General features: G+C 28.6%; 20 protein-coding genes. 16 read left to right on the top strand and 4 right to left on the bottom strand.

The genetic code is table 11. The features are described from left to right. Positions 1-131: 131 nt before the first annotated feature. The 3 genes from JAHGCCOI_RS02165 to topA all read left to right on the top strand — a co-directional run bounded on the left by JAHGCCOI_RS02165 (position 132) and on the right by topA (position 3,847). Entirely contained in the window at positions 132-896 is a 765-nt protein-coding gene (locus JAHGCCOI_RS02165) for a hypothetical protein (protein ID WP_212509027.1), read from the top strand. Between the two features lie 29 nt (positions 897-925). Next, positions 926-1,813: a ribosome biogenesis GTPase YlqF gene (gene ylqF / locus JAHGCCOI_RS02160; protein ID WP_479491886.1), complete on the top strand. Its 888-nt coding sequence runs from the start codon at positions 926-928 to the stop codon at positions 1,811-1,813. Positions 1,814-1,903: 90 nt separating this feature from the next. After that, positions 1,904-3,847, top strand: coding sequence for a type I DNA topoisomerase (gene topA / locus JAHGCCOI_RS02155; protein ID WP_227806955.1), 1,944 nt, complete (start codon positions 1,904-1,906; stop codon positions 3,845-3,847). 108 nt (positions 3,848-3,955) lie between these two features. On the opposite strand, the gene JAHGCCOI_RS02150 is transcribed toward topA, so the two are convergent. Beyond that, positions 3,956-5,551, bottom strand: a complete 1,596-nt coding sequence (locus JAHGCCOI_RS02150; RefSeq protein WP_227806956.1) for a multidrug transporter — start codon at positions 5,549-5,551, stop codon at positions 3,956-3,958. Between the two features lie 1,047 nt (positions 5,552-6,598). Between JAHGCCOI_RS02150 and JAHGCCOI_RS02145 the strand changes: the two genes are divergently transcribed. From JAHGCCOI_RS02145 to pyk, 7 genes are all read left to right on the top strand, one after another. Further along, positions 6,599-7,597, top strand: coding sequence for an ATP-dependent 6-phosphofructokinase (locus tag JAHGCCOI_RS02145; RefSeq protein WP_479491885.1), 999 nt, complete (start codon positions 6,599-6,601; stop codon positions 7,595-7,597). Positions 7,598-7,720: 123 nt separating this feature from the next. Then, positions 7,721-9,226, top strand: coding sequence for an MATE family efflux transporter (locus JAHGCCOI_RS02140; protein ID WP_479491884.1), 1,506 nt, complete (start codon positions 7,721-7,723; stop codon positions 9,224-9,226). Positions 9,227-9,348: 122 nt separating this feature from the next. Further along, on the top strand, positions 9,349-10,629 hold the full coding sequence (locus JAHGCCOI_RS02135) for a glucose-6-phosphate isomerase (RefSeq protein ID WP_227806959.1): 1,281 nt from the start codon (positions 9,349-9,351) through the stop codon (positions 10,627-10,629). A gap of 169 nt (positions 10,630-10,798) precedes the next feature. Continuing rightward, a complete protein-coding gene (gene eno, locus JAHGCCOI_RS02130) occupies positions 10,799-12,091 on the top strand; it encodes a phosphopyruvate hydratase (protein ID WP_212509034.1) in 1,293 nt (430 codons plus the stop codon). Positions 12,092-12,211: 120 nt separating this feature from the next. Beyond that, the gene (gene gpmI, locus JAHGCCOI_RS02125; protein ID WP_227806960.1) at positions 12,212-13,750 is read left to right on the top strand and encodes a 2,3-bisphosphoglycerate-independent phosphoglycerate mutase; all 1,539 of its coding nucleotides are present in this window, start codon (positions 12,212-12,214) and stop codon (positions 13,748-13,750) included. A 199-nt stretch (positions 13,751-13,949) separates the two neighbouring features. Next, positions 13,950-15,317, top strand: a complete 1,368-nt coding sequence (locus JAHGCCOI_RS02120) for a 2-hydroxycarboxylate transporter family protein (protein WP_227806961.1) — start codon at positions 13,950-13,952, stop codon at positions 15,315-15,317. Positions 15,318-15,385: 68 nt separating this feature from the next. Beyond that, positions 15,386-16,726, top strand: a complete 1,341-nt coding sequence (pyk, locus tag JAHGCCOI_RS02115; RefSeq protein ID WP_071345576.1) for a pyruvate kinase — start codon at positions 15,386-15,388, stop codon at positions 16,724-16,726. 125 nt (positions 16,727-16,851) lie between these two features. Here pyk and JAHGCCOI_RS02110 read toward each other — a convergent pair whose 3' ends face one another. Both JAHGCCOI_RS02110 and JAHGCCOI_RS02105 read right to left on the bottom strand, forming a co-directional pair. Next, positions 16,852-18,066: a hypothetical protein gene (locus tag JAHGCCOI_RS02110; RefSeq protein WP_479491883.1), complete on the bottom strand. Its 1,215-nt coding sequence runs from the start codon at positions 18,064-18,066 to the stop codon at positions 16,852-16,854. A gap of 92 nt (positions 18,067-18,158) precedes the next feature. After that, positions 18,159-19,175 carry a hypothetical protein gene (locus tag JAHGCCOI_RS02105; RefSeq protein WP_479491882.1) on the bottom strand — a complete coding sequence of 339 codons (1,017 nt, stop codon included), beginning with the start codon at positions 19,173-19,175 and terminating at the stop codon, positions 18,159-18,161. A 360-nt stretch (positions 19,176-19,535) separates the two neighbouring features. Here JAHGCCOI_RS02105 and JAHGCCOI_RS02100 point away from each other — a divergent pair, with 360 nt between their 5' ends. The 6 genes from JAHGCCOI_RS02100 to JAHGCCOI_RS02075 all read left to right on the top strand — a co-directional run bounded on the left by JAHGCCOI_RS02100 (position 19,536) and on the right by JAHGCCOI_RS02075 (position 23,838). Next, positions 19,536-19,679, top strand: coding sequence for a hypothetical protein (locus tag JAHGCCOI_RS02100; protein ID WP_479491880.1), 144 nt, complete (start codon positions 19,536-19,538; stop codon positions 19,677-19,679). 51 nt (positions 19,680-19,730) lie between these two features. Beyond that, complete coding sequence (gene pepV / locus JAHGCCOI_RS02095) at positions 19,731-21,107, top strand: dipeptidase PepV (RefSeq protein ID WP_479491879.1); 1,377 nt, start codon at positions 19,731-19,733, stop codon at positions 21,105-21,107. A 44-nt stretch (positions 21,108-21,151) separates the two neighbouring features. Beyond that, positions 21,152-22,018, top strand: a complete 867-nt coding sequence (locus tag JAHGCCOI_RS02090; RefSeq protein WP_227806965.1) for a thymidylate synthase — start codon at positions 21,152-21,154, stop codon at positions 22,016-22,018. Then, positions 22,015-22,506 (top strand): dihydrofolate reductase, encoded by a 492-nt coding sequence (locus JAHGCCOI_RS02085; RefSeq protein ID WP_479491878.1) that lies wholly within the window; start codon positions 22,015-22,017, stop codon positions 22,504-22,506. The genes JAHGCCOI_RS02090 and JAHGCCOI_RS02085 overlap by 4 nt, the downstream gene beginning before the upstream one ends. Next, positions 22,500-23,309, top strand: a complete 810-nt coding sequence (locus tag JAHGCCOI_RS02080) for a lysophospholipid acyltransferase family protein (protein WP_227806967.1) — start codon at positions 22,500-22,502, stop codon at positions 23,307-23,309. The genes JAHGCCOI_RS02085 and JAHGCCOI_RS02080 overlap by 7 nt, the downstream gene beginning before the upstream one ends. Before the next feature lie 100 nt (positions 23,310-23,409). Continuing rightward, a complete protein-coding gene (locus JAHGCCOI_RS02075; protein ID WP_212509043.1) occupies positions 23,410-23,838 on the top strand; it encodes an OsmC family protein in 429 nt (142 codons plus the stop codon). 88 nt (positions 23,839-23,926) lie between these two features. Here the strand turns inward: JAHGCCOI_RS02075 and JAHGCCOI_RS02070 are convergent, their stop codons facing one another. Continuing rightward, positions 23,927-24,274, bottom strand: a complete 348-nt coding sequence (locus JAHGCCOI_RS02070) for a super-infection exclusion protein B (protein ID WP_212775401.1) — start codon at positions 24,272-24,274, stop codon at positions 23,927-23,929. Between the last annotated feature and the right edge of the window lie 3 nt (positions 24,275-24,277).

Genomic DNA, 24,277 nt, shown 5'->3' with positions numbered 1-24,277 from the left:
GTTTGTTAATTTCTTTGTTTGTTATATAATTATAGGTAGTTCATGTCATCTACATTTTGCCTTTATATAGTGTTTTGCGATTTGAATCCGTTTATAAAAATTATAAAAAATAAAAAAAGGATGATGATATTGTGTCTTTTTGGGAAAAATTTTTCAACATAACAAAACAATTTGCTTTTTTTAATACTTTCTTTATGGGTATTCTTTCTGGTGTTATTTTAAGCTCTTTTATTTATTGTCTTCTTTCTTTGCGTAGTGTGAAAAAAACTTTAGCAGCTCATAGACTAGAAAAAACAGATGTTAGTCAACAAGAAATAATTAAATTAATTGAAGCTAAGAAAAAAGATTTCAAAGAAAAAATGAAAAAAGATAAAGGCAATTTTGGGCATTTTTTGATAACTTCTACCCAAGAATTAATTTTAGAAATCTCAAGCCAATTTTATCCCAACTCCAAATATCCCTATCTGGAACTTACCATTGATGAAAGTCTTATTTTGATGTTTTACATAAATCAAAGAGTTGACAAAGTATTTCAAAACAAAATTTTGAGAATGTTTCGCAAAATGACTTTAAAAAGAATCTTTGTAATTAGAGAAATGGTTGTTAAAAAAAACATGATTCAAAAGTATCAAAAAGTTGCCAAAGTAACTAATACTTTTAATAATATCAGAAATTTTTTCAATCCTTTTCATTGGTTTAAAAAAATAATTTTTGACAAACCCTTAGAACTTATTTATCATCAAATAGGAGTTTCTTTGATTGCAATTACAGGCGAAGAAGTTTATAAAATTTATAGTAAAAAGATTTTTGAAACTGAAGAAGACCTCGAAAAAGATCTACAAAAAGTTTTAGATACTATCTCTAAAGTAAGTGCAGATCAAAGCGAAAAAGAGTAATTTACTTAACAAAAGAAATAGGTTTAACAATGAAAACATTTAATTGGTTTCCTGGTCATATGAAAAAAACTTTTGACCAAATTAAAAATAATTTATCTTTGGTTGATATTGTTTTAGTAATTTTGGATGCAAGAATTCCTCTTTCAAGCCTCAATTCTCAAATTTTTTCTTTAATTAACCAACGCCAAAAACCCCTCCTTATTTTGCTAAATAAATTTTCTTTAACTGATCCTTGTAAAATCAATAATTTTATCGCTAATTATCACAAAAAACAAATTCCTGTTTTAACAATTGATGCTATCAAATCCCCTAAACTTCAAGAAATATATCAAAAAGCTTTAACAACAATCAAAGCCAAAAAACCCCTTTTTAAATCTAGAAGAATAGCAACCCAAACTCCCAACATTAAAGCTATGATTGTAGGAAATCCCAATGTTGGCAAATCAACTTTAATTAACAGTTTTGCCCAAAAAAAAGTTTTAAAAACAGCTAATTTAGCAGGCACTACCAAACGCATTCAATGGATTGACATTGCTAAACCCAATATCCAGTTTTTGGATACTCCAGGAGTTTTGTGGCACAATTTTTCTGATCCTCGCATAAGTTTGGCATTAGCACTTGCAGGCTGCTTTAAAGATTCCATTTTACCTTTAGAAAAATTAGGCATTCACGCACTTTGCTATCTTATAAAACATTATGGTACCAATTTGCAAAAACGCTTCAATTTAGACCAAAATGATTTATCTAACCCTAATTTAGTTGATATTATCGGACAAAAAAGAAATATTTATACTAAAAATCAAAAAGTTGATCAATCTAGAGTTTATCAAATGTTATTGCAAGAAATAAGACAAGGTAACTTAGGGAAATTAAATTTTGACTTAGATGTTTTACCTCTCTTTGAAAAACTTTTCTAAAACCCAACCAACCACCAAACCAAAAAATAGAAACGCAAAACAATTAATTACCCAAACTAACCATATCTTTTAATTGAGGGAGCCCAAAAAATGAAATCAAAAGTTATTATAGTAGAATCTCCTGCTAAAACCAAAACTTTAAGCCGTTTTTTAAATGACGAATTTTTAATTTTATCTTCCAAAGGTCATATTAGAGATTTGTCGCTAAAAGGCAAAGACAGAATGGGAATTGACATCGAAAAAGGATTTATTCCTAAATACAGCATTATCAAAGAAAAAGACAATATCGTAGAAACTCTTATCCAAAAAACTAAAGGCAAAGAAGTGCTATTAGCAACCGATCCTGATCGCGAAGGAGAAGCAATTGCTTGGCATTTATCACAAATTCTTAATTTAGACCCCCAAAAAACTAATAGAATTGTTTTTCGAGAAATTACCAAAGAAGCAGTCTTAAAAGCTTTGCAACAACCTCGCAAAATCGATGAACTATTAGTGTTTTCACAAGAAACTCGCAGAATGCTAGACCGTATTATTGGGTTTAAACTGTCGCGTTTGGTAAGGAGACTCAAATCACAATCAGCAGGAAGAGTGCAATCAGTTGCCCTTAAATTAATTGTTGATTTAGAAGAAAAAATAAAAGCTTTTGTCTCTGAAGAATACTATATTATTACTGCTTTTTTTAAAGATTTTCAAGCAGAATACCAAAATCCTTACAAAGGCAAAACCAAAGCCAAAGAAGCTTTTAAAATTGTCCAACAAATCACAGATAAACCCTTTTTAGTTAAAGAATTAAAACAAAAAGAAGCCAAACAATCACCCAACCCACCCTTTATTACATCTACCCTGCAACAAGAAGCCATCAACAGCCTAAATATAACTTCTAATCAAGTTATGAGAGTTGCTCAAAAACTTTATGAAGGAGTTGATATTTTAGGTGAATCTATAGGGTTAATTACTTATATGAGAACAGATTCGCAAAGACTTGCAGACAGCTTTGTTAAAGATGCTCAAAAATTAATTAAAACACAATATGGCAAAGAATATTTAGGCACTTACAAAACCAATAAAAAAGCTCAGTCGCAAGACGCTCACGAAGCTATAAGACCCACTGATTTATCCAAAACGCCCGAAAGCCTAGCACCTCATCTTGATAAATACGAAAATAAACTCTATAAACTTATTTATCAAAGAACTTTGGCTTCTTTAATGACACCTGCCATATTTCAAAAAACCCAAGTTTTTTTTGAAGTTGCAAACCATCTTTTTTTAACTGAAGGTTTGATAAAAACTTTCGATGGCTATCAAAAAATTTTGCAAGATGGCACCAAAGACAAAATTATTCCTTCCTTTAAATTAAATGAAACTTATTTGCCTCAAGAAATCCAAAATTTACAAAAATTTACTAATCCTCCAGCACGCTTTTCTGAATCCACTTTGATTAAAACTTTAGAAAAACTAAATATTGGAAGGCCTTCTACTTACTCTCAAATCATTTTTACCCTCAAAAAAAGAATTTATGTTGATTTAGTAGAAAAACGTTTTGTTCCTACCGAACAAGGAATTTTGACTGCTAAAAACTTAGAATTGTTTTTCAAACAAATTATTGATGTTAAATATACTGCCAAAATGGAAGAAAATTTAGATAAAATCTCTTCAGGATTAGTTAATAATAAAGAATTATTGCAAGAATTTTATGATGCTTTCAAACAACTTTATCAAATAGCCGATCAAAAATTAGAAAAACCAAAAGATATCGAAACCGATCAAAAATGTAATTTATGCAATGCCCCTTTACTCATCAAAAAAGGACGCTATGGTAATTTTTTAGGTTGCAGTCGCTTTCCTGAATGTAAAAATATTGTTTCTTTAAAAGAAAAATCAAGTTCTGTAGAAACAAATCCTTCTATGCAAACCGATCAAAAATGTAATTTATGCAACGCTCCTTTACTCATCAAAAAAGGACGCTATGGTAATTTTTTAGGTTGCAGTCGCTTTCCTGAATGTAAAAATATTGTTAAAATTAAAAAAACTTAAGTTTTTTCGATGAAAAACATAAAAAATTTATTTCATATTTACAATATTTTCAAGTCATTTATATAACAAAAAAGACTATCAATCGATAGTCTTTTTTAATTTATGAATTTATTTAAAACTTTTTGGTTGCTTTTCTTTTTTTAATTTATATACAAAACGAACACATACAAAAACGATAAACATTAACATAATGAAATTAGCACTGAAATTGGCAAATCCATATGCATTATTTATTTTAATGCTTGTTTTTTCTTCATTTCCAAACCAAACATTTCTAAAGAAATAAAGGGCAGGTATTCTGAAAAGAAAAACACGACCCAAACTTAACAACAAATCATATTTAGGTTGTTTAGCTGCAATTAAGAAAGTAGAAAAAACTTCTAATTGAGTAGTTAATAGACCAGTTGTTAAAAGAGCACCCAACAAAAAGGACTTAAATTCTGGGTTTTTTGCATGAAACATATCTAATGTCATTTGGTCTTTTTTTTCTTTGCCTAAATTTTTAAAAAATAAGCATAAATCATCACCAAAACCAAGCCCACAATATTCTTTAGGAGCACAAATTAAATAAGTAACTGCAAATACTAAAAAACAACAAAATGAGACAAGCATTAAAGTTTTAATTGCTCTTTTGTTATTTTTGTTCCCTAAGTTTTCAGAAACAATCATTAATTGTCCTTCTTTTAACGAAAACGATATTTGAGCAAATAAAGTAATAATGCTATCAGCAACTCCAATTGCACCTAAGCCGCCCAAACCTTTAAATTCGAAAGGAGTTCCAGCTAAAAATGGTTTATCAAATGTGCTATCTACCATAAATAAGGTAAACATTCTTCCGACTTCATAAATAAATTTGCCTATTGTTAAAGTAATACTTAATTTCAAAATAGTTTTAAGTAATTTTTTGTCTTGGAAAAAAGTTTTAAAAGAAAAATCACCTAAACTTAAAAATAAAGGATTTTTTTTGTTAAAAAGAGTTAAAAAAGCAACTATTGTAATAAATAAATAAGCAAGACATGAAGCTGTTTGCAACCCTAAAACATTGGGACACAACGCTTCTAAACCAATGACTTTGATGCCAAAACATAAAGTACTTAATCCAATTTTTAAACCCATCATAATACAGTTTAGAACCAAAATTTTTTTAAGTTTTCCCAAAATTCTTTCAATTCCTAAAAAGAAAACATTAATAGCAGCTAAAATAGTGCCCAACATTTGTAATCTAAAAGCGTTAATGCAAAGATTTTTTTCCTCAGTTGTTATTGCCTTTGGTACTCCGTTAATTACTTTTTCCTTTAAAAAAAGACTACAAATAGGGCTGGAAAAACCAATCATAACACAAGCTACAACCAAACTTACTATGAATAACAAAACAAAAACGCTAGATGCTATTTTACGAGCTTTTAAAGATTTGACATTTTTATTTTTACCCACTTCGCGCGAAATTAATGCAACTCCTGTAATTCCTAAACAAACTCCTACTGCTTCTACAATGCTTTGAGCGGATTTGGAAAATTGAATGTAGCTTTGGGTTGCTCCTTCTAGACCAGCTCCAAAAAAAGTATCAACACTACCGAAACAAGCTTTAAAAACATTAAAAACAATAATAGGCAAAGAAATAATCCATAAAGTTTTTAATAAGTTTCCCTCCAAAACAAGCCTACTTATTTTATCTTTTTTATTAATTACTTTGTTTTTTGTCATTTATTTAAAAAACCTTCCTTTTGATTTGAAATTAATTGAAATAAATTGATAAATTATTATATTTATTTTTATTGCATTTGTTGTGCAAAAAAGTATAAATTTAAAAAACAAATGGCAGTTATTTTTTGCAGTTTTAAAAGTGTTTGTTTGTATCTTTTTTGTCAAGGCAAAAATTAATTATTTTTCAAATAAACATTTTTGCCTTTATTTTAAGGATTTTTAATTAAGGATTTTTAAAGGTTTTCAAAAAAGATTTTAGGTTTAATTGGTTAAAGTTTTTGTTTTCTTTTAGCAAGCATTTGATGAAAAAACATAACAAAAAAATGCTTATTAAATCTAAAATAACTGCAAATTGTTTTCTTAACTACTCTTTAAGTATAACATATAAAAAAATAAGTGTTAATATTTTTGCTACTCCCAAAGATAAAAAACAACTAAAAAAAGGAAATCCAAATCCAAAAAGCTAATAAAATTATTCCAAAAAAACAACTTCATTATTTTTTTGCAAACTTATTTTTCAATTGTTTTATTTATTTTAGCCAATAAATATTTGTTGCAATATTTTGTTTTATTTTGCGAAAAAGCCCCCAATATCACAAAATTTTTACAAAAAGAACAAAAATAATACGTTTTAATTGCAATATTTGATTAAATCGTATACAATTTAAATGTAGCTGTTAATAAATCAAAAAATTCTAAGACTAGCATAAAAAGTTTTTTCATAAAAATTTTCATAAAAAAAGATTAGTTAGTTTTTGAAATACCTAAAAATTTACTTAAAATAATAATTTATAATTTGGATAAAGACACAAAAAAGACAGTTAAAACAAAAAACCAAACTAATCATATTATATTTTATTATTTTTTTAAACGCTTTGGAACTTTTTCAAGTACACTATTTTTTTACTTATTAACATTTAACAATTATTTATTTCATTTATTTTAATTTTGACTCGCGCACGCGGATTTATTAAAAAACATTCATCAAACTAATCATTTAACAATATTTACAATATTTCAAAAATATAAAAGAGACTTAATTTTAAAATGAAAAATGAAAACCAAAAAGCAAAAACAACAACAAAAGAAAACAAAAAAATTGCTGTGTTAACTTCAGGCGGAGATGCTCCTGGAATGAATGCAGCTATTCGTGCTGTAGTTTTTGAAAGCGCTAAACAAGGATTTGAAGTTTTCGGCGTAAAAGATGGTTATTTAGGACTTTTTAATAACCAAATCGAAATCTTAAATCCTCAAACATTTCCTCGTGTTCTTAATGTGTCTGGTACTTTTTTGGGAACTGCTCGTTTTTTAGATTTTCAAAATAATTTAGATGTTCGCAAGCAATGCGCCCAAAATTTAAAAACTTTAGGAATTGATAAATTAGTTGTAATTGGTGGTGATGGTTCTTATAAAGGAGCATCCAAATTGCACGAACTTGGCATCAAATGCGTAGGACTGCCAGCCACCATTGACAATGATATTTGTGCCACTGATTTTACTATTGGATTTAGCACTGCTCTCAATAATATTGTAGATGCCATCGAAAAATTGCGCGATACTTCTGTTTCTCACAACCGATGCAGTATTATTGAAGTGATGGGACGCCACAAAGGGGATTTGGCTTTATTTGGTGGACTTGCTGCAGGAGCAGATGTTATTGTTACTCGCGAAAATCTTTTATCCCAACAAACTATTTGCCAAAAAATTAAATCTTTGCGCCAAACAAACCAAAGACATGCTATTGTAGTTGTCACTGAACATATTTTTGATGTTGCAAGTTTAGCCAAAGAGGTAGAAAATTACAGTGGTTTCGAAACTAGAGCCCAAGTTTTAGGACACATTCAAAGAGGTGGTAAACCAACTGCAGAAGATCTAGTCCTTGCTTTTAGAATGGGAAGTTATGCCGTTTCTTTATTGCAACAAAACATTTTTAATTGTGCTGTTGGCACTTGCGGACTTAATTTGCATTACACTACTTTTGGTGATCTTTTTGAAAAAACTTATGAAAAAAATGAATTATTTAATGTAGTAGCTAAATTGTTGTAAAATGATTGTAGAATAAAATATTGTATTTATCAAAATTAATTTTTGTACTTCCAAATCCCAAACCCCAAATAAATTACAATTGATTTTGATATAAATACTAAAAAAATAAAACGGAGTATATTTATGTCTACTGAAAAAAATTATTTGCCACACCCTTCCAAACCTGCCAATCAAACCCCTAAATCATTTAAAAGACCTATTTGGATCAATTTAATTATTCTTACTTTTCCCATTGCTATTTATTTGTTATTTCAAAAATTATCCTTATCCATTGATTTTTATATTATTGGGAACCAACCCAATTCCAACACCAATTTAGATAAAACCATCTCTTATATGGCACAAATTAAAAAATTTTTGCAAAGTGTTGCTATAGCTTTAGGTGGAGCAGGTGTTATTTTAGTAGCTAGAGAATACAAAAAAAAGAATGTTACTAAAGCCAAACAATACGCTACCCTAGCTTTTTTATTGGCAATTATTTCTTCTTTATTCTTTTTAGTGGTTTTGGGTTTAGGTGTCCTTTTACCAGCTCCATTTGGAGATATATTTTTAAATAAAAGTTATCATAGCCAAAATGGACTTACATATTATTATCTTATTTTAATTACTTTTGTAGCTATTACTATGAATGCAGTTTTTATTGGATTAGAACGCGCCAAGGAAAAAACTAGATTTGTTTTAATCCTTAATATTTGTCTTATTATTACAAGAATTAGTATTTCTTTTGCTTTTAAAGCAATCAAACAAAACCAAGTTAATTTAATTGATTTAGCCTTAGCTGATTTAATTGCTAATTTATTGCTTACTTTGGTAACTTTTTATTGTATGTTTAGTTCTAAAAATATTTTTAAGTTGCAATTTAAAAACCTAGTCTTTTCTAAACGCACAGTAAAAACTATCCTGAAATTAGCAGGAACATTAATTATTGCCAAATCTACTTATGAAATTGGAAAACTCATTATTCTTGCTATGATAGACAGTTATTTTACCAAAGATCAAGAAAACTTAGTAGATATTTTTGGATTTGTTATGACAGTTAATGGTATTTTTTATGCTATTTCTAATTCTTTTGAAGATAGTCAATCTGCTATGGTATCTCAAAGTGTTACTTTTCAAAGCAATAGCAAAACTTTTAAAATCTTTAAAAATGTTGTTGTAATTACTCTTATTATAGGAATTATTGGAGCATTTATAAATCAATTTTGTGGTGAAAAATTATTGCGTGCCTTAAAAACTGAAAAAGTTTTTACCACACAAGAAATAACATCCTTTAAAGAAATCCTTAATTGGGAACAAACTTCTTTGTTTTTTTCTGTATGGACTACTTTAATGATGGGTTATGTCGCATCTTATAAGAAAAATGCTAATCTTATTTTTGTAATTAATCTTTTAAGAGTTGTTTTAAGAATAACTATTTTATGGTTTTTGCATGACATTTTGCCCCAATTAAAAGATGTTTCAATTCCTGATGCTACTCAATGTGGTTTAAGTACTTTTGGAAGCAATATTATTGTCTTTTTGACAACTACTTATTTATTTGTATCTTTTTTGCGTCAAAACAAAACCAACCAAACCCCGCGTTTTAAGATAAATAAAAATAATGCTTTGCAAACCAAAATTATTAAATAAAAATTAATACAATACTAAAAAACATTTAAAAATATTTAAACATTTAATAAATGAGAATAAAATATTTAATAAATTATAACAAAGCACCAAATAATAAATAATAAAAGGAGTAAAATTACACAATGTTGAAATTAAACCTTGAAGGGATTTATAATTTTTTAGATTGGCACAATTATGCCCAAACTTTTGCCCCTCAAATCAAAGTCATACACCAAAAATTACATCAAGACCAACAACTAAAAGAAAAATATTTGGGTTGGTTAGAACTACCCTTACATTTTGATTTCCAAGAACTTGAAAAAATGAAACAACTAAAAAACTCCCAACCCAATTTAGATGTTTTAGTAGTAATTGGCATTGGAGGCTCTTATTTGGGCGCCAAAGCAGGAATTGAATTTTTGCAAACGACCTTTAAAAAAACTAAGCCAGAAATTCTTTTTGCAGGTCATCAAGTATCAGGCAATTACTTAACTAATTTGCTCCATTATCTTAAAGACAAAAATTGGGCAATTAATGTTATTTCAAAATCAGGTACCACTTTGGAACCAGCCCTTGCTTTTAGAATCTTGAAAAAAGAAATAGAAGAAAAATACGGCAAACAACTTGCCAAAAATCGTATTTTTGTAACCACTGACAGCCAAAAAGGCGTTTTGTTAAATTTAGCCCTTAAAGAAGGTTATCAAACATTTGTTATTCCTGATTCTGTGGGTGGAAGATTTAGTGTTTTTACAAACGTAGGCATCCTTCCTTTTGTTTTTGCTAATTTAGATGTTGTCTCAATGATGAAAGGCGCTTTGCAAGCTTATCACGACACTTTTCAAGAAGACCTTTTTCAAAATCAAGCCTATCAGTACGCTTTAGCAAGGTATTTGCTTCACACCCAACAAAACAAAAAAATGGAACTATTGGTAAGTTACGAACCGCATCTCCTTTCTTTTTCGGAATGGTGGAAACAATTATTTGCTGAATCTGAGGGCAAAGAAGAAAAAGGGCTTTTTGTAGGAGCCACCAACAATTCTACTGATCTACATTCCTTAGGGCAATTTATCCAAGAAGGCACCAAAATGCTTTTTGAAACAGTTTTAAATGTTACATCAATAAAAGATGATTGCGTTGTTCCTCACATTCCAAACGAACTTGATAATCTTAATTATGTAGCTGGAAAAACTTATTCACAAATTAATCAAAAAATTCTTCAAGCCACTAAACAAGCCCACATTGAAGGCAAAGTTCCTAATTTAGAAATTGTCATTCCTACTTTGGATGCATATCATTTTGGATATTTAGCGTATTTTTTCCAAAAAACTTGTGCAATGTCAGGTTTGTTGTTAGGAATTAACCCTTTTAATCAACCCGGAGTAGAAATATACAAACAAAAAATGTTTGCTTTATTAAAGTCATAATTGCAATTATTACAAAAATATTCATTTATTACACATTAAAATACATTTTTTAGCAAAAAAACCATTATAATATTTATGGTTAGTAAATTTAACTATTTGTCCCACAAACAAAAGTTATTTTATTTTTCATTTTATAATTAAAAACCAATTTAAAAAAGGAGTATTAATTATGCCATATATTGAAAGTATTTTAGCGCGCGAAGTGCTAGATTCCAGAGGAAATCCTACAGTAGAAGTAGAAGTTTATACAGAATCAGGAGCGTTTGGAAGAGCTATTGTTCCTTCAGGAGCTTCTACCGGACAACACGAAGCAGTTGAATTAAGGGATGGGGATGCCAAAAGATTTTTAGGTAAAGGCGTTTTGCAAGCTGTTAAAAATGTTACTGAAGTTATTCAACCAGAATTAGAAGGTTATTCTGTCTTAGAACAAACTTTAATTGATAAATTATTAATTAAACTTGACGGAACTCCTAACAAATCTAATTTAGGAGCTAACGCTATTTTAGGTGTTTCTTTGGCTTGTGCTAAAGCTGCAGCTAACTACTTAAATCTTGAGTTTTATCAATATGTAGGAGGTGTTTTACCTAAACAAATGCCAGTTCCTATGATGAATGTTATCAACGGTGGAGCTCATGCTTCTAACAGTGTTGATTTTCAAGAGTTTATGATTTTACCAACTGGACCACAATCTTTTAAAGAAGCTTTACGTTATGGGGCTGAAGTTTTTCACCATTTAGGAAAAATCTTAAAACAAAAAGGACTTCCAACTACAGTAGGAGACGAAGGCGGATATGCACCTGACCTTAATTCTAACGAAGAAGCCTTACAAATCATTTTGGAAGCTATCAAAAGTGCAGGATACGAGCCAGGAAAAGACATTTTTTTAGGAATGGACGTTGCAGCTTCCGAGTTTTATGACCAAAAACTTCAAAAATACGTTCTTGCATCTGAAAATAACAAAGCTTTTAGTAGCCAAGAATTAGTTCATTATTACGAAACTTTAGTTGCTAAATATCCAATTATTTCAATCGAAGACGGACTTGATGAAAATGATTGGGATGGATGGAAATACTTAACCCAAAAATTAGGTAACCAAATCCAATTAGTAGGGGATGACCTATTTGTTACTAACACCCAAAAATTAGCTCAAGGAATTGAAAACAAAATAGGAAACTCTATTTTAATTAAATTAAATCAAATAGGAACTCTAACAGAAACCCTAGAAACAATTGAAATGGCAAAAAAAGCTTCTTACACCGCTGTTATTTCTCACCGTAGTGGCGAAACCGAAGACACAACTATTGCTGATTTAGCTGTTGCTACTAATGCGGGTCAAATTAAAACTGGTTCTTGTTCACGTACTGATCGTATGGCAAAATACAATCAATTATTAAGAATTGAAGACCAATTAGTAGAAACTCCTTTTTTAGGATTAAAAACTTTTTATAATTTGAAAAAATGAAACCCAATTAAACACAAAACAAAAGTGATTTAATAATACAAACAATACAAAAACAAAATAACATTATTATTGACAAGACCATCGTTTAAGATGGTATTTTGAGGTAGGGAGTTTGGGAATATGACTAAAAAATTTGTAGGATTAATTATTTTAGATGGCTTAGGCTTAACCGACCAAAAAGAAAATAACGCTTTTCATTTGGCAAAGACTCCCTATCTAGATTATCTTTTAAAAAACTTTCCCAATACCACTCTTAAAGCCTCAGGTGAAGAAGTGGGTCTTCCCCAAGGTCAAATGGGAAATAGTGAAGTAGGACACCTTAATTTAGGAGCAGGAAGAGTTGTTTATCAATCACTTACTCAAATTAATAAAGCTATTCGTGATAAATCTTTTTTCACCAACAAACAATTTCTCCAAGCCATCGAACATGTTAAAAAAAACAACAGTAAAATGCATCTTTTAGGACTTATCTCTGATGGAGGAATTCATTCTCATTTAGATCATTTTAAAGCTTTATTTGATTTATTAAAAGAAAACAATTTAGCAAACAACACCTTTTTACACGCTTTTACTGATGGAAGAGACACAAGTCCTCATTCAGGTATTAACTACATCAAAGACCTTCTTGATTATGGCTTTAATATTGCTTCTGTTGTTGGTAGATATTATGCTCTTGACCGTGATAACAATTGGAACCGCATTAATTTAGTCTATAATATGCTTACATCCAAACAAGCTCCTGTTATTGACTTGCCATTAGAAAACACTATACAAAATTTTTATAATCAAGGCATTACAGATGAATTTATCACTCCTTTTATTACCAATCCAAATGGTTTAATTGATGATAATGATGCAGTTATTTTTGTTAATTTTCGTCCTGACCGTGCCATGCGTCTTGCAACTGCTCTATCTAATCCTTGTGCTACTAATGCTTTTTGTTCTGAGGGTAAAACCAATTTTTGCGGTACTAAATTATTAAATAATCTTTTTTTAGTAACAATGACTAAATACAGCGCTCAAGTTAAAAGTGTAGTTGCTTTTGAAAAAATAACTCTAAAAAATATTTATGGTGAAGTAATTGCCAATTTAGGAATGCACCAACTAAGAATTGCGGAAACTGAAAAATATCCTCATGTAACTTTTTTCTTTGATGGTGGCAAGGAACTGCAATTAAAAAATGCAGATAGAATCTTAATTCCTTCTCCCAAAGTAAAAACTTATGATCTTAAACCCGAAATGAGTGCTTTAGAAATTACCACCCATGCTAAAACTGCTATTTTATCTGGTAAATACGATACTTTAATTCTTAATTTTGCAAATCCTGATATGGTAGGACATACTGGTTTTTTAGATGCTACCATTAAAGCGATTCAAACAGTAGACAGCTGTCTTAAAGAAGTTTTAAATGCCATTTTTGCAGTTAAAGGCAAAGCCTGTATTGTAGCAGATCATGGAAATGCCGAACAAATGACAGATAACCAAGGAAATCCACACACAGCTCATACCACTAATTTAGTTCCTTTCATCGTTACAGATAAAAATGTTGTCTTAAAACCAGGGTCTTTATGTGATGTTGCAGCCACAATGCTAGATTTATTAGAAATTAAAAAACCTCAAGAAATGACAGGAAATAGTTTAATTAAAAAACTAGTTTAATCATTAACTTTATTATTTAAGAATACCATAATTAATTATTTAAGTGATTTTGATTACTTATTTAGCTAATAATTTTGAAAATAAAAAATCACAAAAAAAATTTATTAACCATTTATTTATAACTTTATTATTTATATTACATCATATTTATAAATTTATTAGTTATTTTATTTTTTTTGTAGAATCGGAGTAAATTATAATGAAAAAAGACAAACAAATAAAGATTTTTGGGTTTCACCCTTTAATGTTTCTTTTTTTTGTAGCTGTTTGTGCTTTACATCTTTTTGCAGTTAAAGAATGGGGAATAACAAAATTATATCACCCTCTTTTAACCCCTTTATTTATTATTTTTGTCTTAGGATACGGTCTTAATTTTATTGGTGATAGTGTCCCTTATTTAAATAAAATAGGATTAGGATTTTTGCTTTGTATTTTTGTTCCTTCTTATTTAGTTTATAAAGGATGGATACCGCAAGATTTAGCAGACAAATGTAATGAAAATTTTTTCAGTACCAAAACACCAAATAATCATTTAGGATCTGATTTTGCTAACTTTTTTATAACTTGTGTTATTGCTGGAAGTATTTTAAGTGTTGATAGAAATTTATTAAAAAGATCGCTTTCTAAGTTTCTTCCTTTAACATTAATTGTTTGTTTAGTAGCTATTTTAAGTGTTGGTTTTGTAGGATTCTTATTTAATTATCAAAAACCAGAAGGGTTTAGCACTCAAGGTTCCTTTTTAGACTCTATTTTTTATGTAGCTGTTCCGTTAACAAATGGAGGAACTAATTTAGGTATTAATGGTTTTACAAATGGTATTTATAAAGATGCTTTTCCTCAATTAGATCAAAAAACTATTAGAACAGCAATTATAGTGCCTTTAATTATGGCTAGATGTTTAAGTATTTTATTTGCTGGCTTAATGTATGTTATTTTTGATAAAACTAAATTTAGTGGTAAAGGAAAATTAGAATACAAAAACAATAAACTTACACCCAAACCAACAGAGAAAAAAACTCCTTTAGAATATAAAAATATTGGTATGGGTTTAATGATGATTTTTGTATTATTTAGTTTAAGTGGTCTTTTAAATAAATTATTATGGGGTTATTTAGAATCGTTAGTTTATTTTATTCTTTTCTTAATTTTGATTAGAGTTTTTAATTTATTATCACAAGAAAATCAAAGTCATATTTCTCAAGCAGGACAAGTAATATCTAAAAATTTCACTACTCCTATTTTAGCAGGTTTGGGAATGACAGTTAAATGGCAACAATTAATGGGAGGAATAAAACAAATACCTGTTTTAACTATGGTTTTAACTGCTTTATTGGTAGTTGTTTTAGTATCCTTTGTTCTTGCTAAAGCTTTGGGTTTTTATCCTTTTGAAACATCTCTTACAGCTGGTTTAGGTGCTTTAAGTGTAGGAGGAACTGGACATTTAGGAATAATGTCAATAAGTAAAAGAGACAATTTATTACCTTTTATTATGATTGCCACTAGAATTATTGGACCTATTATCTATACTTTGGCTTATTTCTTATTTAAATTTTTTTATATGTCATAATGTCATAATTTAACTAATTTTGACAATCATTTTTATATTTTAAAAAACAAAAAAGGATTTAGTTATTCATGAACAAAACTAAAATAATTTGTACCTTAGGACCTGCTTCTTATGATAAAAACATTTTACAAGCCTTAATTCAAACAGGTTTGAATGTAGCAAGATTTAATTTTTCTCACGCTCAATACGAACAAACTAAACTTTTAATGAAAACCATTAAAACTATTAGCGATAAATTAGACAAACACACAGGACTTATGTTAGATACCAAAGGACCTGAAATTAGAACTCACGAATTTGATGGTGTAGTAACAATTCAAAAAGATTCTGAAGTAAAAATATCTATGACAGAAGTTTTAGGTAATGCTAAACTTTTTTCAGTTAGTTATTCTAATTTATACAATGAATTAAAAGTTGGCGATATGGTTAATATTGATGATGGATACTTATCTTTGGAAGTTGTAGGCAAAGACGAAGCCAAACAACAATTAGTTACTAAAGCCAAAAATACTCACTCCATCAAATCTCGTAGAGGTGTAAATGTTCCTAAAGTTAATTTAGAAATGGATTTTATTTCTCCTAAAGATTATCAAGATATTGTTTTTGCTGCCCAACAAGATTTTGATTATATTGCTGCTTCATTTGTTAGAAGAGCTCAAGATGTCAAAGATATTAGAAAAATTTTACAAGAACAAGGAAATTCCAACATCCAAATTATTTCTAAAATAGAAAATCAAGAAGGTGTTGATAATTTAGAAGAAATCATTCAAGAATCAGACGGTATTATGGTTGCAAGAGGCGATTTAGGAATAGAAGTTGATGGTGAATTAGTACCACTTTACCAAACACGTATGATTACTAAATGTTTAGAATACGGCAAACCAGTTGTAGTAGCTACTCAAATGTTAGAATCTATGCAAAGAAATCCGCGTCCAACCAAAGCTGAAACTTCTGATGTCTTTAATGCAGTTAGAGAAGGCACCACCTTTACTATGCTATCGGGCGAAAGTGCTTCAGGTGAATATCCTGTAGAAGCTGTAACTTATATGAAAAAAATTAATTATCAAGCTGAAAAAGTAGTTAATTATCAAGCTTTATCACAAGTATACCAACCTAAAAACTCCAAAGAAAACCTTTTATTAAGTGCTGTGGAATTGGCTTTACGCACCGATGTTAAAGCAATTGTTGTCTATGACTTAAAAGATGCTTATAATGTTTCTAAATTTCATCCATCCGTTCCTGTTTTGGCTTTAGTTAAAACTGAACAAGAAGCTCGTCGTTTAGTACTAAATTTTGGTGTTTGTCCTTTTGTTTCTGAAACCAAATTACAAACTAAATTGGAAGAACTTACCCAAAATCAAAGTAGTAATTGTCTTGTTGTTAAAGATGGGATGCTTTATTTTAAATAATAACATTAAATAACAACGAACCAAACATACATCAAAAAAGCATTCAAATTATAATTTAGGTAGTTATTACCTCATATTTTATATTAAAAAAACAGTAGATTGTAAATTCAATCTACTGTTTTTTTTTAAATTTTGTAATAAAGTGTTTTTGATTGTCCTGTGTGTTTAGAATATACATTAATTTTTCTAAGACTTTTGATATGAGTATTTGATAATAAACCTTCTATTTTGTAGTTATAAAAAGGAAATTTTAACTCTAAATCTAGTCCATCAAGTGAACAAGGCACTTCAATTTTACATTTAACAGGAAAAGTGGCAATAATTTCATTAGTGTTAATATTTTTTAAAGCAATGTGTTTGACATTCAAATAAGAAGGTCCACCTAAAAAAGATCCTTTTTCATAAATAAGGTCAGTGCAAAAGTTGTTTTGAATAAAGTTTTTGTCATTAAAAGGACTTTCATCTTGCCAAAGAATATACATATTTTGAGCACCATTACCTAAAGTTTTTAATGCCTCCAAAGAATAACAATTATTAGCTTTATCTCTTGTGCCTCCATCAAAATAAACTAATAAAAGGTTTTGGGGTGGTGGTTCTTTGATGCGTGAATCAAAAAAAACTGTGGATTGGATAATTTGAGAATTATACAAACCATAAGAAAAGTTAATTTGATAATGTTGATTAGAAAAGTTTTTTCGTAACCATTCTAACGCTATATCTTTATCGCTTTTTTTCCCTAAATATACATTATAAATGTTCATTCCTTGGATTTGAGATTCCAATTGAGGTTTAATTTGATCACTAAATTGATTATCTAGTTCTTTGGGTTTGTTTTTTTCATTTTCCAAAAGTAAGATTTGTTCTTTTAAATCAATAATTTTTTGGTTTTGGTAAACTAGTTTTTTTTGCATCACTTTTCTTTTATTTTTGGCTTTTTGTAAATGAGGATTTTTTTTGATAGTTTGTGTGTTGTTGTTTTGGTTAGGTTTGGGAGTTGCTTTTGGTCTGTATTTGCTTGTTTCTTTTATTTCTTCATTTTCTTCAATTTCTGTTATTTGTGGATACAATGTTTTTTTTCCTTTTTGATTGGGATTATCTAAATTGTTTTCTTTTGCTTCTGGAGCTTGTTCTTCGATTTTTTCATTTTGGTTTTTTGGTAAATCTTGTAAATCATTATAATTAAAATTTTTAGAGGATAAAGAAGTATTTTTAGTAGAATTTTGTGAAGCTTCTAAAGCAAAAAAGTTATTTTGCCATCCTAACCAACCAAATATTATTAAAAGTATAGAAAAGATTATTATTACAATAATTATGTTTTTTTTAAAAGATGGTATTTTCACTTATCTTTTTTTCCAACATTTCTATTTTATTTTTTATAAATTTATAAATATAAAATAAAAAAGAGGCTATAAACCTCTTTGATATTTTTTAATTATGATTGAGTATTTCTTTTTTTAAAAATAACAAAAAGCAAACTTAAAAAAGTGATGGAAATTAATATAATGCAAGCAATAACAATATAAAATCCATAATTTGTATTTTCGTTATTATCTGTTTTTTCGCTTGTTATTTTAGGAGATAATATTGTTTGTGAGTTGTTTTGCAACCCTTCTTTATTGGACATAGAAGTTGTTAATTTTTCAGATAAAGTATTGCCATCATTTAATAAAAGTGCGACTGCTTCTTGAACTTTTTCCATAACTAAGTCTTTAGTTGAATCTGGGTTTCCTACTTCTTCTGCAATTACATTTTCAATTGTTTCATCTAATTGATTTTGTTTTATGGGTGAGTCAAATGGAATATTATATTTTTTTTTAACTTCCGCAATAAACTCTTCTTTATTTATTTTTTTAATTTGATAAGTTAATTTAGCTTTTCCTTTATATTTAGGAGATTTATCCAATGCTTCAATGGTTATATAACCTTTTGAGCGATCTTTTTTAGGAAAATAAATATCTTCTTTTGTAATTACTAAACCATTATTTTTACTTTCAATGGCATTTAATAAATCCTCATTAGAAATCAATGCTTCACTGTGAATTTTATTTAATTCTATATCCCCTAAAGCTTTATTTTGAATTAAAACATTTAGGTCTTCTTTGACATTAAAAATAACTTCTACTTGACCTTTAATTTTTTTAGAATTTTCTTTTGCTTTGACAGTTGCTTTGTTATTGTTTATCGAAACAACTTCTAAATCGTCTCCAATAGCAAGACCACTTATATTTTTTTGATTTTTTACAATTTTTTCAATGATTTTTTTTTCATTTGGTGCACTTTCAAAAGATCCTATATTTTTTTCAATAGTGCTGATATCTATTGGTTCTGTTGGAACAGCTTTTAAAGTGTAATTAAAACTTATTACAAATAAGATCAAAAGTAATAATGCACTTAAACAATAAATAAACCTTTGTTTTAAACAAGGTTGTTTTTGGTAAATATTTTTCAATGATTTTATTTTTGCTTTCTAATATCTTAATCTTTGCAAAATCCAAATGTACAAATTTGTAAAATGCAAAAAGTTTAAGATGAACTAAAGAATTTTAAACGAATTTATTACTAGCGGTTTTTGAAAATTTCTCGAATTCCTTTAAAATCCACTAATATTATAACTGAATCAAAACGAAAAAGAAACACTTTTTTATTTTTTATAAAAAAAATATTTTTCTTCTTTTAAATGCTAAAATAATGTTAAAATTTAAGTATTAAGATGTAGATAAAGTATAAAAATAAATGCAGAATTAATATTTTGTTTTCCGCCTTTTCCTCTTATTTTTGCTCAAATATCTGCTTATTATATGGATTAATATTGATTATTATGACCGAAATTAAAAAAATACCTTATCTACGCTTACATTTTATTTTATTTTGTGTTTGTGTTTTTGATTTTGCAAGTATTTCCAACAAAATATACAAACAAAAAAACAACACAAGCAACAAACAAAAAAATTAAAATTAACAAAATTAACAAAAAAAATAAAAATAATAAAAAAGAGGTTAGAAAATGATTGATTTTAAAAAAGAGGTTTTAAAAAGAAAAGACGCCTTAATTGAGGCTTTGCAAACATTATTAAAAATTAACACTGAACTTACCACCTTTGATCCTAATAGAACAGGCGCTCCTTTTGGCGAAGGAAATCAACAAGCCCTTGATTTTATGCTTGATTTAGGCTCCCAAAGCGGCTTTAAAACCCTGAATTTAGAAGGATACGCTGGTCATATTGAATACGGCAACCAAAAAGAATGGGTTGGTATGATTGGTCATTTGGATGTAGTGCCAGCAGGAACTGGTTGGGACTATTCACCTTATGCGTCTTTAATTGTTGATGGCACGCTTTATGGCAGAGGAACCCAAGACGATAAAGGTCCTACAATGGCAGCTTTCTGGGCTTTGAAAATATTGCACGAACTAAATTTGCCGCTTTCCAAAAGAATTAAATTCATTTTGGGTGTCGATGAAGAAACTGGATTTCGTTGTATGAAACACTATTTTAAACAAGTCCCTGAATTACCTGTATCTGGTTTTGTTCCTGACAGCCATTTTCCTGCTATTTATTGCGAAAAAGGAATTGGGGATTTTACTTTTGAAGGCACAGTTTTAGATAATAGAATTGTAAGTATTCAAAGCGGGCAAGCCTCTAATGTTGTTCCTGATTTGGCACAAGCAGTTCTAAAATTTGATCCTAACTACTCAGATTTATTCCATAATTTTGTTAAAACCAACAGCATCAAAGCCACTTTAGAACCACAAGGCGATTTGTTAAAGCTTGAAGTTCACGGCGTTTCTGCGCATGGTTCGACTCCTGAAACAGGAAAAAATGCCCTTTATGATTTGATGAAAGTTCTTAAAGCATTGGGAATTACAAATGCTTTGGTTGATTTTTTTGATCAATATTTGGTAGATAGTTTGGATGGAAAAAAATTAGGCATTAATCACTTTGATGAAGAAACTTATAATTTGGTTTGTTTTTCTGGAGTTTTAAAATTAGAAAATAATCAAGCTTTTTTCACTCTTAATTTAAGATATCCTAAAGGAATTACATTTGAAAAAATCCTTTTTCAATTGGAAAAAGCAGCCAAGAGCCAACATTTTTGCCTCAAAACTACCCTTCATCATCCCATTATGTATGTTGATCCTAAAAGTGAATTAATGCAAACATTATTAAAAGTTTATCAAAAATATACTAATGATTTAGTTTCCAAACCTATGTGTGTGGGTGGTGGTTCTTTTGCAAAATGCGCCCCTAATTTAGTTCCTTTCGGACCTGTTTTCCCCAATCAAAAGTCTTTAGCTCATCAAGTGGATGAATCTATTTCAATTGACCAATTAATTACCTTAACTGCCATTTACACAGAAGTTTTATATCTTTTGTCCCGTTAAACATCAAACATTTATTCAATTAAAAAACAAGGAGTTATACAATTATGAATACTTATTTAGATTTATGTCGTTTTATTTTTCAAAAAGGCAGTTTTAGAAACGACCGCACTAATACAGGTACCAAAAGTGTTTTTGGCTACCAAATGCGCTTTAATCTTGAAGAAGGTTTCCCTTTGTTAACTACTAAAAAAATGAATCTTAGATCAATTATCCACGAACTTTTATGGTTTTTAAAAGGGGATACTAATATTTGTTATTTGGTACAAAAAAATGTTAATATTTGGAATGAATGGCCTTATCAAAAATATCAACAATCAGCTTTTTTTCAAAATGAAACATTGAAAGAATTTGTAGAAAAAATCAAAAATGATCCTCTTTTTGCCATAAAGCACGGTAATTTAGGTCCTGTTTATGGTAAACAATGGCGCGATTTTAATGGTGTTGATCAAATCAAATTTTTAATTTCTGAAATCAAAACCAATCCCAATTCCAGACGTTTGATTCTTAATTCTTGGAATCCGCCCTTATTAAACCAAATGGCATTGCCACCTTGTCATGTCTTAATTCAATTCTACGTTCATCAAGGCAAACTCTCCTTGCAACTATATCAACGTAGTGGAGATGTTTTTTTGGGAATACCTTTTAATATCGCTTCTTATTCTTTATTACTTATGATGGTCGCACAAGTAACTAACTTACAACCTTACGAATTTATCCATACTTTAGGAGATGCCCACATTTATTCCAATCACCTTGCACAAGTTCAGACCCAAATTCAAAGAACTCCTAAAAAATTACCTCAAATGATTTTAAATCCTGACATCAAAAATATTGATGATTTTAAATTTAGTGATTTTACTTTGCAAAATTATCAATGTGATGGCATTTTGAAAGGCGATATTGCTGTATGATTAATTTAATTACTGCCTTTGACGGCAATTATTTGATTGGCAAAGACAACAAACTACCTTGGCATTATTCCCAAGATTTACAATATTTTAAAAAAATTACCCTTAATCAAAATGTTTTAATGGGGCATGAAACTTATAAATCCTTAAAAAATTATTTCAAAAATAAACCCTTTAATTTTAAAAAAACTTATGTAGCATCTTTAAAACATGATTTGGAATTGCCTAATTGTACTGTTGTTTCTGATTTGCAATCCTTCATGGCAAGTGATGCTGCCCAAGATATTTTTATTATTGGTGGAGAAAAAATCTATCAACAAACCCTACCTTGGGTAACAACTTTATACATCACCCACATTTTACAAAGACATCAAGGAAATGTTTTTTTTCCCAAAATTGACTTATCACAATACCAATTAATCCAAAAAGAAATTCACCCACAATTAATTTTTGCCATTTATCAAAAGAAATTAGATATGCCCAAATGTTAACTTTTATTTTTGTTGTCGTTTGGCTAACATTTGTTTTTTTGCAAACTTCCAAAACTATGCTAGTTGATTTTTCTTTTTGCTACAAACTGACAGTTAATTTAATTTTGGGTTTGTTGTTGGCTTTTTTAATAACGTTTATAATTTTGGTTTTTTGCCTCGTTTTAATGACTTTTTTGCCCCCTAATCATTATTTTAAAGGATTTGTTTCGCGTAGTTTGTCGCGTTTTGTCAACCGTTTTTTAAGAATTAAAGTAGTAGTTCAAAATCCTCATTTAATCCCTTCAAAAGAAAACGTTGTTATTTATGCCAATCACAAGTCATACACCGATCCTTTTGTTATTACAAGCGTTATTCCAAGAACTTTATCATTTGCTCCCAAACAAAATTTTAATTGTTTTTTTGGAACTGCATGGTTTTTAAAATTAGCTTTTTTATCTTTGGATTGTATGGTAATCTCAAGGGATGATATCAGAAAAACTGCCCAAAATTTAATAAAGGCAATGCCTAAAGTTAAAAATGGGATGGCAATGGTAGTTTTTCCTGAGGGAGGCATTAAAGATAGAAATAACGAACAAGCAATGCCACTTTTAGGAGGGGCTTTTAAAATTGCTTGCAAAAGTAAATCTTCTATTTTGCCTTTAACTATCAAAGGAGCCAGTCAAATCAAAAATAAGCGTTTTTGGCAAAAAAAAGTAGTAGAAATAATTATTCATCCTCCTTTAAAATACGATCATTATTGCAATACAAATATGCATCAAGTAGCTATTGATGTGCAAAATATTATCAACTCTAGTTTTAATTAAAATAATTATATTTTAACTTATTTTGATGTTATAATAAAATAGATGCTTAAAGAAATGCATAAAAAAGAAATATTTTTTTAATAAAGAAAGGTTTTATAATATGATTATTTTTAAAACAACTGCTTATTTTAATCCCCATTTAGATGATTTATGTTTTTTTGAAGAAAAAGAAGGAATCACTAAAAAATTAGTTTCAGCTTTAGAACCAAGTAACAAACAATCAGGACCTGTTGATTTATTTTGTCTTTCTTGGGCAATTTGTTTTTATAAAACTTCTAAAAAGATTTTAGCAGAACAAGACTATACAAATAAAGATTTAAAAGTAAAAGTAACTTTAGAAATGCAAAAAGATGATAAAGGTTTTTATTTTAAACCTACTGCTATTTTAGGAATTCAAGATATGACGCTGGAACAAACTGAAATAATCGCAGATACAACTCATAAAAGATGCCCTATTTCTCGTTTAATTAGTGCTGATGAAAATGTTTCTGTTAAAGTTGCAAATTACAATGAATTGATTACAGAATAAAATTTTTCATGATATAATAAAAAAACACCTTTTAAAGGTGTTTTTTTATTATATAACTTTGAAATTATAAATGTTTAAATGATCAAAATTATTCATGGTAAATTTTTTTTAAATCTTTATTTTTGTGAATAATTTTTTTTATTAAAGGGTTAAAAACATAATTATTATATTTAGCACCCGAAACTATTTCTTTTAAAAAAATGATATTCAATTGTAATAAATTTTTGGTAATGTTGGCATCTTTTGTCAAGGGAAAAGTTTTGTGAGGATTTTGCAAAAAACTTTTTAATATTTCTTGTTCTAAATTGCTACAAGACAATAAATAATTTATAATTTTGTTTTTAACATTTTTGCGATAAAAATAATTCATTATAAAAATAACTAAAAGACAAATAAAAACAATAAAAATAAATTTAAAAAAGATACTTTCAAACATTAT

The organism is Mulberry dwarf phytoplasma, from assembly GCF_056504655.1.
Note: the sequence above shows the minus strand (reverse complement) of the source record. Positions and strands in the feature narration are given on the sequence as shown.

Coding starts and splice junctions, on each gene's coding strand:
- ylqF (WP_479491886.1), top strand. CDS start 926: ATGAAAACATTTAATTGGTTTCCTGGTCATATGAAAAAAACTTTTGAC.
- pyk (WP_071345576.1), top strand. CDS start 15,386: ATGAACAAAACTAAAATAATTTGTACCTTAGGACCTGCTTCTTATGAT.
- JAHGCCOI_RS02120 (WP_227806961.1), top strand. CDS start 13,950: ATGAAAAAAGACAAACAAATAAAGATTTTTGGGTTTCACCCTTTAATG.
- gpmI (WP_227806960.1), top strand. CDS start 12,212: ATGACTAAAAAATTTGTAGGATTAATTATTTTAGATGGCTTAGGCTTA.
- JAHGCCOI_RS02145 (WP_479491885.1), top strand. CDS start 6,599: ATGAAAAATGAAAACCAAAAAGCAAAAACAACAACAAAAGAAAACAAA.
- JAHGCCOI_RS02140 (WP_479491884.1), top strand. CDS start 7,721: ATGTCTACTGAAAAAAATTATTTGCCACACCCTTCCAAACCTGCCAAT.
- JAHGCCOI_RS02085 (WP_479491878.1), top strand. CDS start 22,015: ATGATTAATTTAATTACTGCCTTTGACGGCAATTATTTGATTGGCAAA.
- JAHGCCOI_RS02070 (WP_212775401.1), bottom strand. CDS start 24,274: ATGTTTGAAAGTATCTTTTTTAAATTTATTTTTATTGTTTTTATTTGT.
- JAHGCCOI_RS02080 (WP_227806967.1), top strand. CDS start 22,500: ATGTTAACTTTTATTTTTGTTGTCGTTTGGCTAACATTTGTTTTTTTG.
- JAHGCCOI_RS02150 (WP_227806956.1), bottom strand. CDS start 5,551: ATGACAAAAAACAAAGTAATTAATAAAAAAGATAAAATAAGTAGGCTT.
- JAHGCCOI_RS02090 (WP_227806965.1), top strand. CDS start 21,152: ATGAATACTTATTTAGATTTATGTCGTTTTATTTTTCAAAAAGGCAGT.
- JAHGCCOI_RS02075 (WP_212509043.1), top strand. CDS start 23,410: ATGATTATTTTTAAAACAACTGCTTATTTTAATCCCCATTTAGATGAT.
- eno (WP_212509034.1), top strand. CDS start 10,799: ATGCCATATATTGAAAGTATTTTAGCGCGCGAAGTGCTAGATTCCAGA.
- JAHGCCOI_RS02135 (WP_227806959.1), top strand. CDS start 9,349: ATGTTGAAATTAAACCTTGAAGGGATTTATAATTTTTTAGATTGGCAC.
- pepV (WP_479491879.1), top strand. CDS start 19,731: ATGATTGATTTTAAAAAAGAGGTTTTAAAAAGAAAAGACGCCTTAATT.
- topA (WP_227806955.1), top strand. CDS start 1,904: ATGAAATCAAAAGTTATTATAGTAGAATCTCCTGCTAAAACCAAAACT.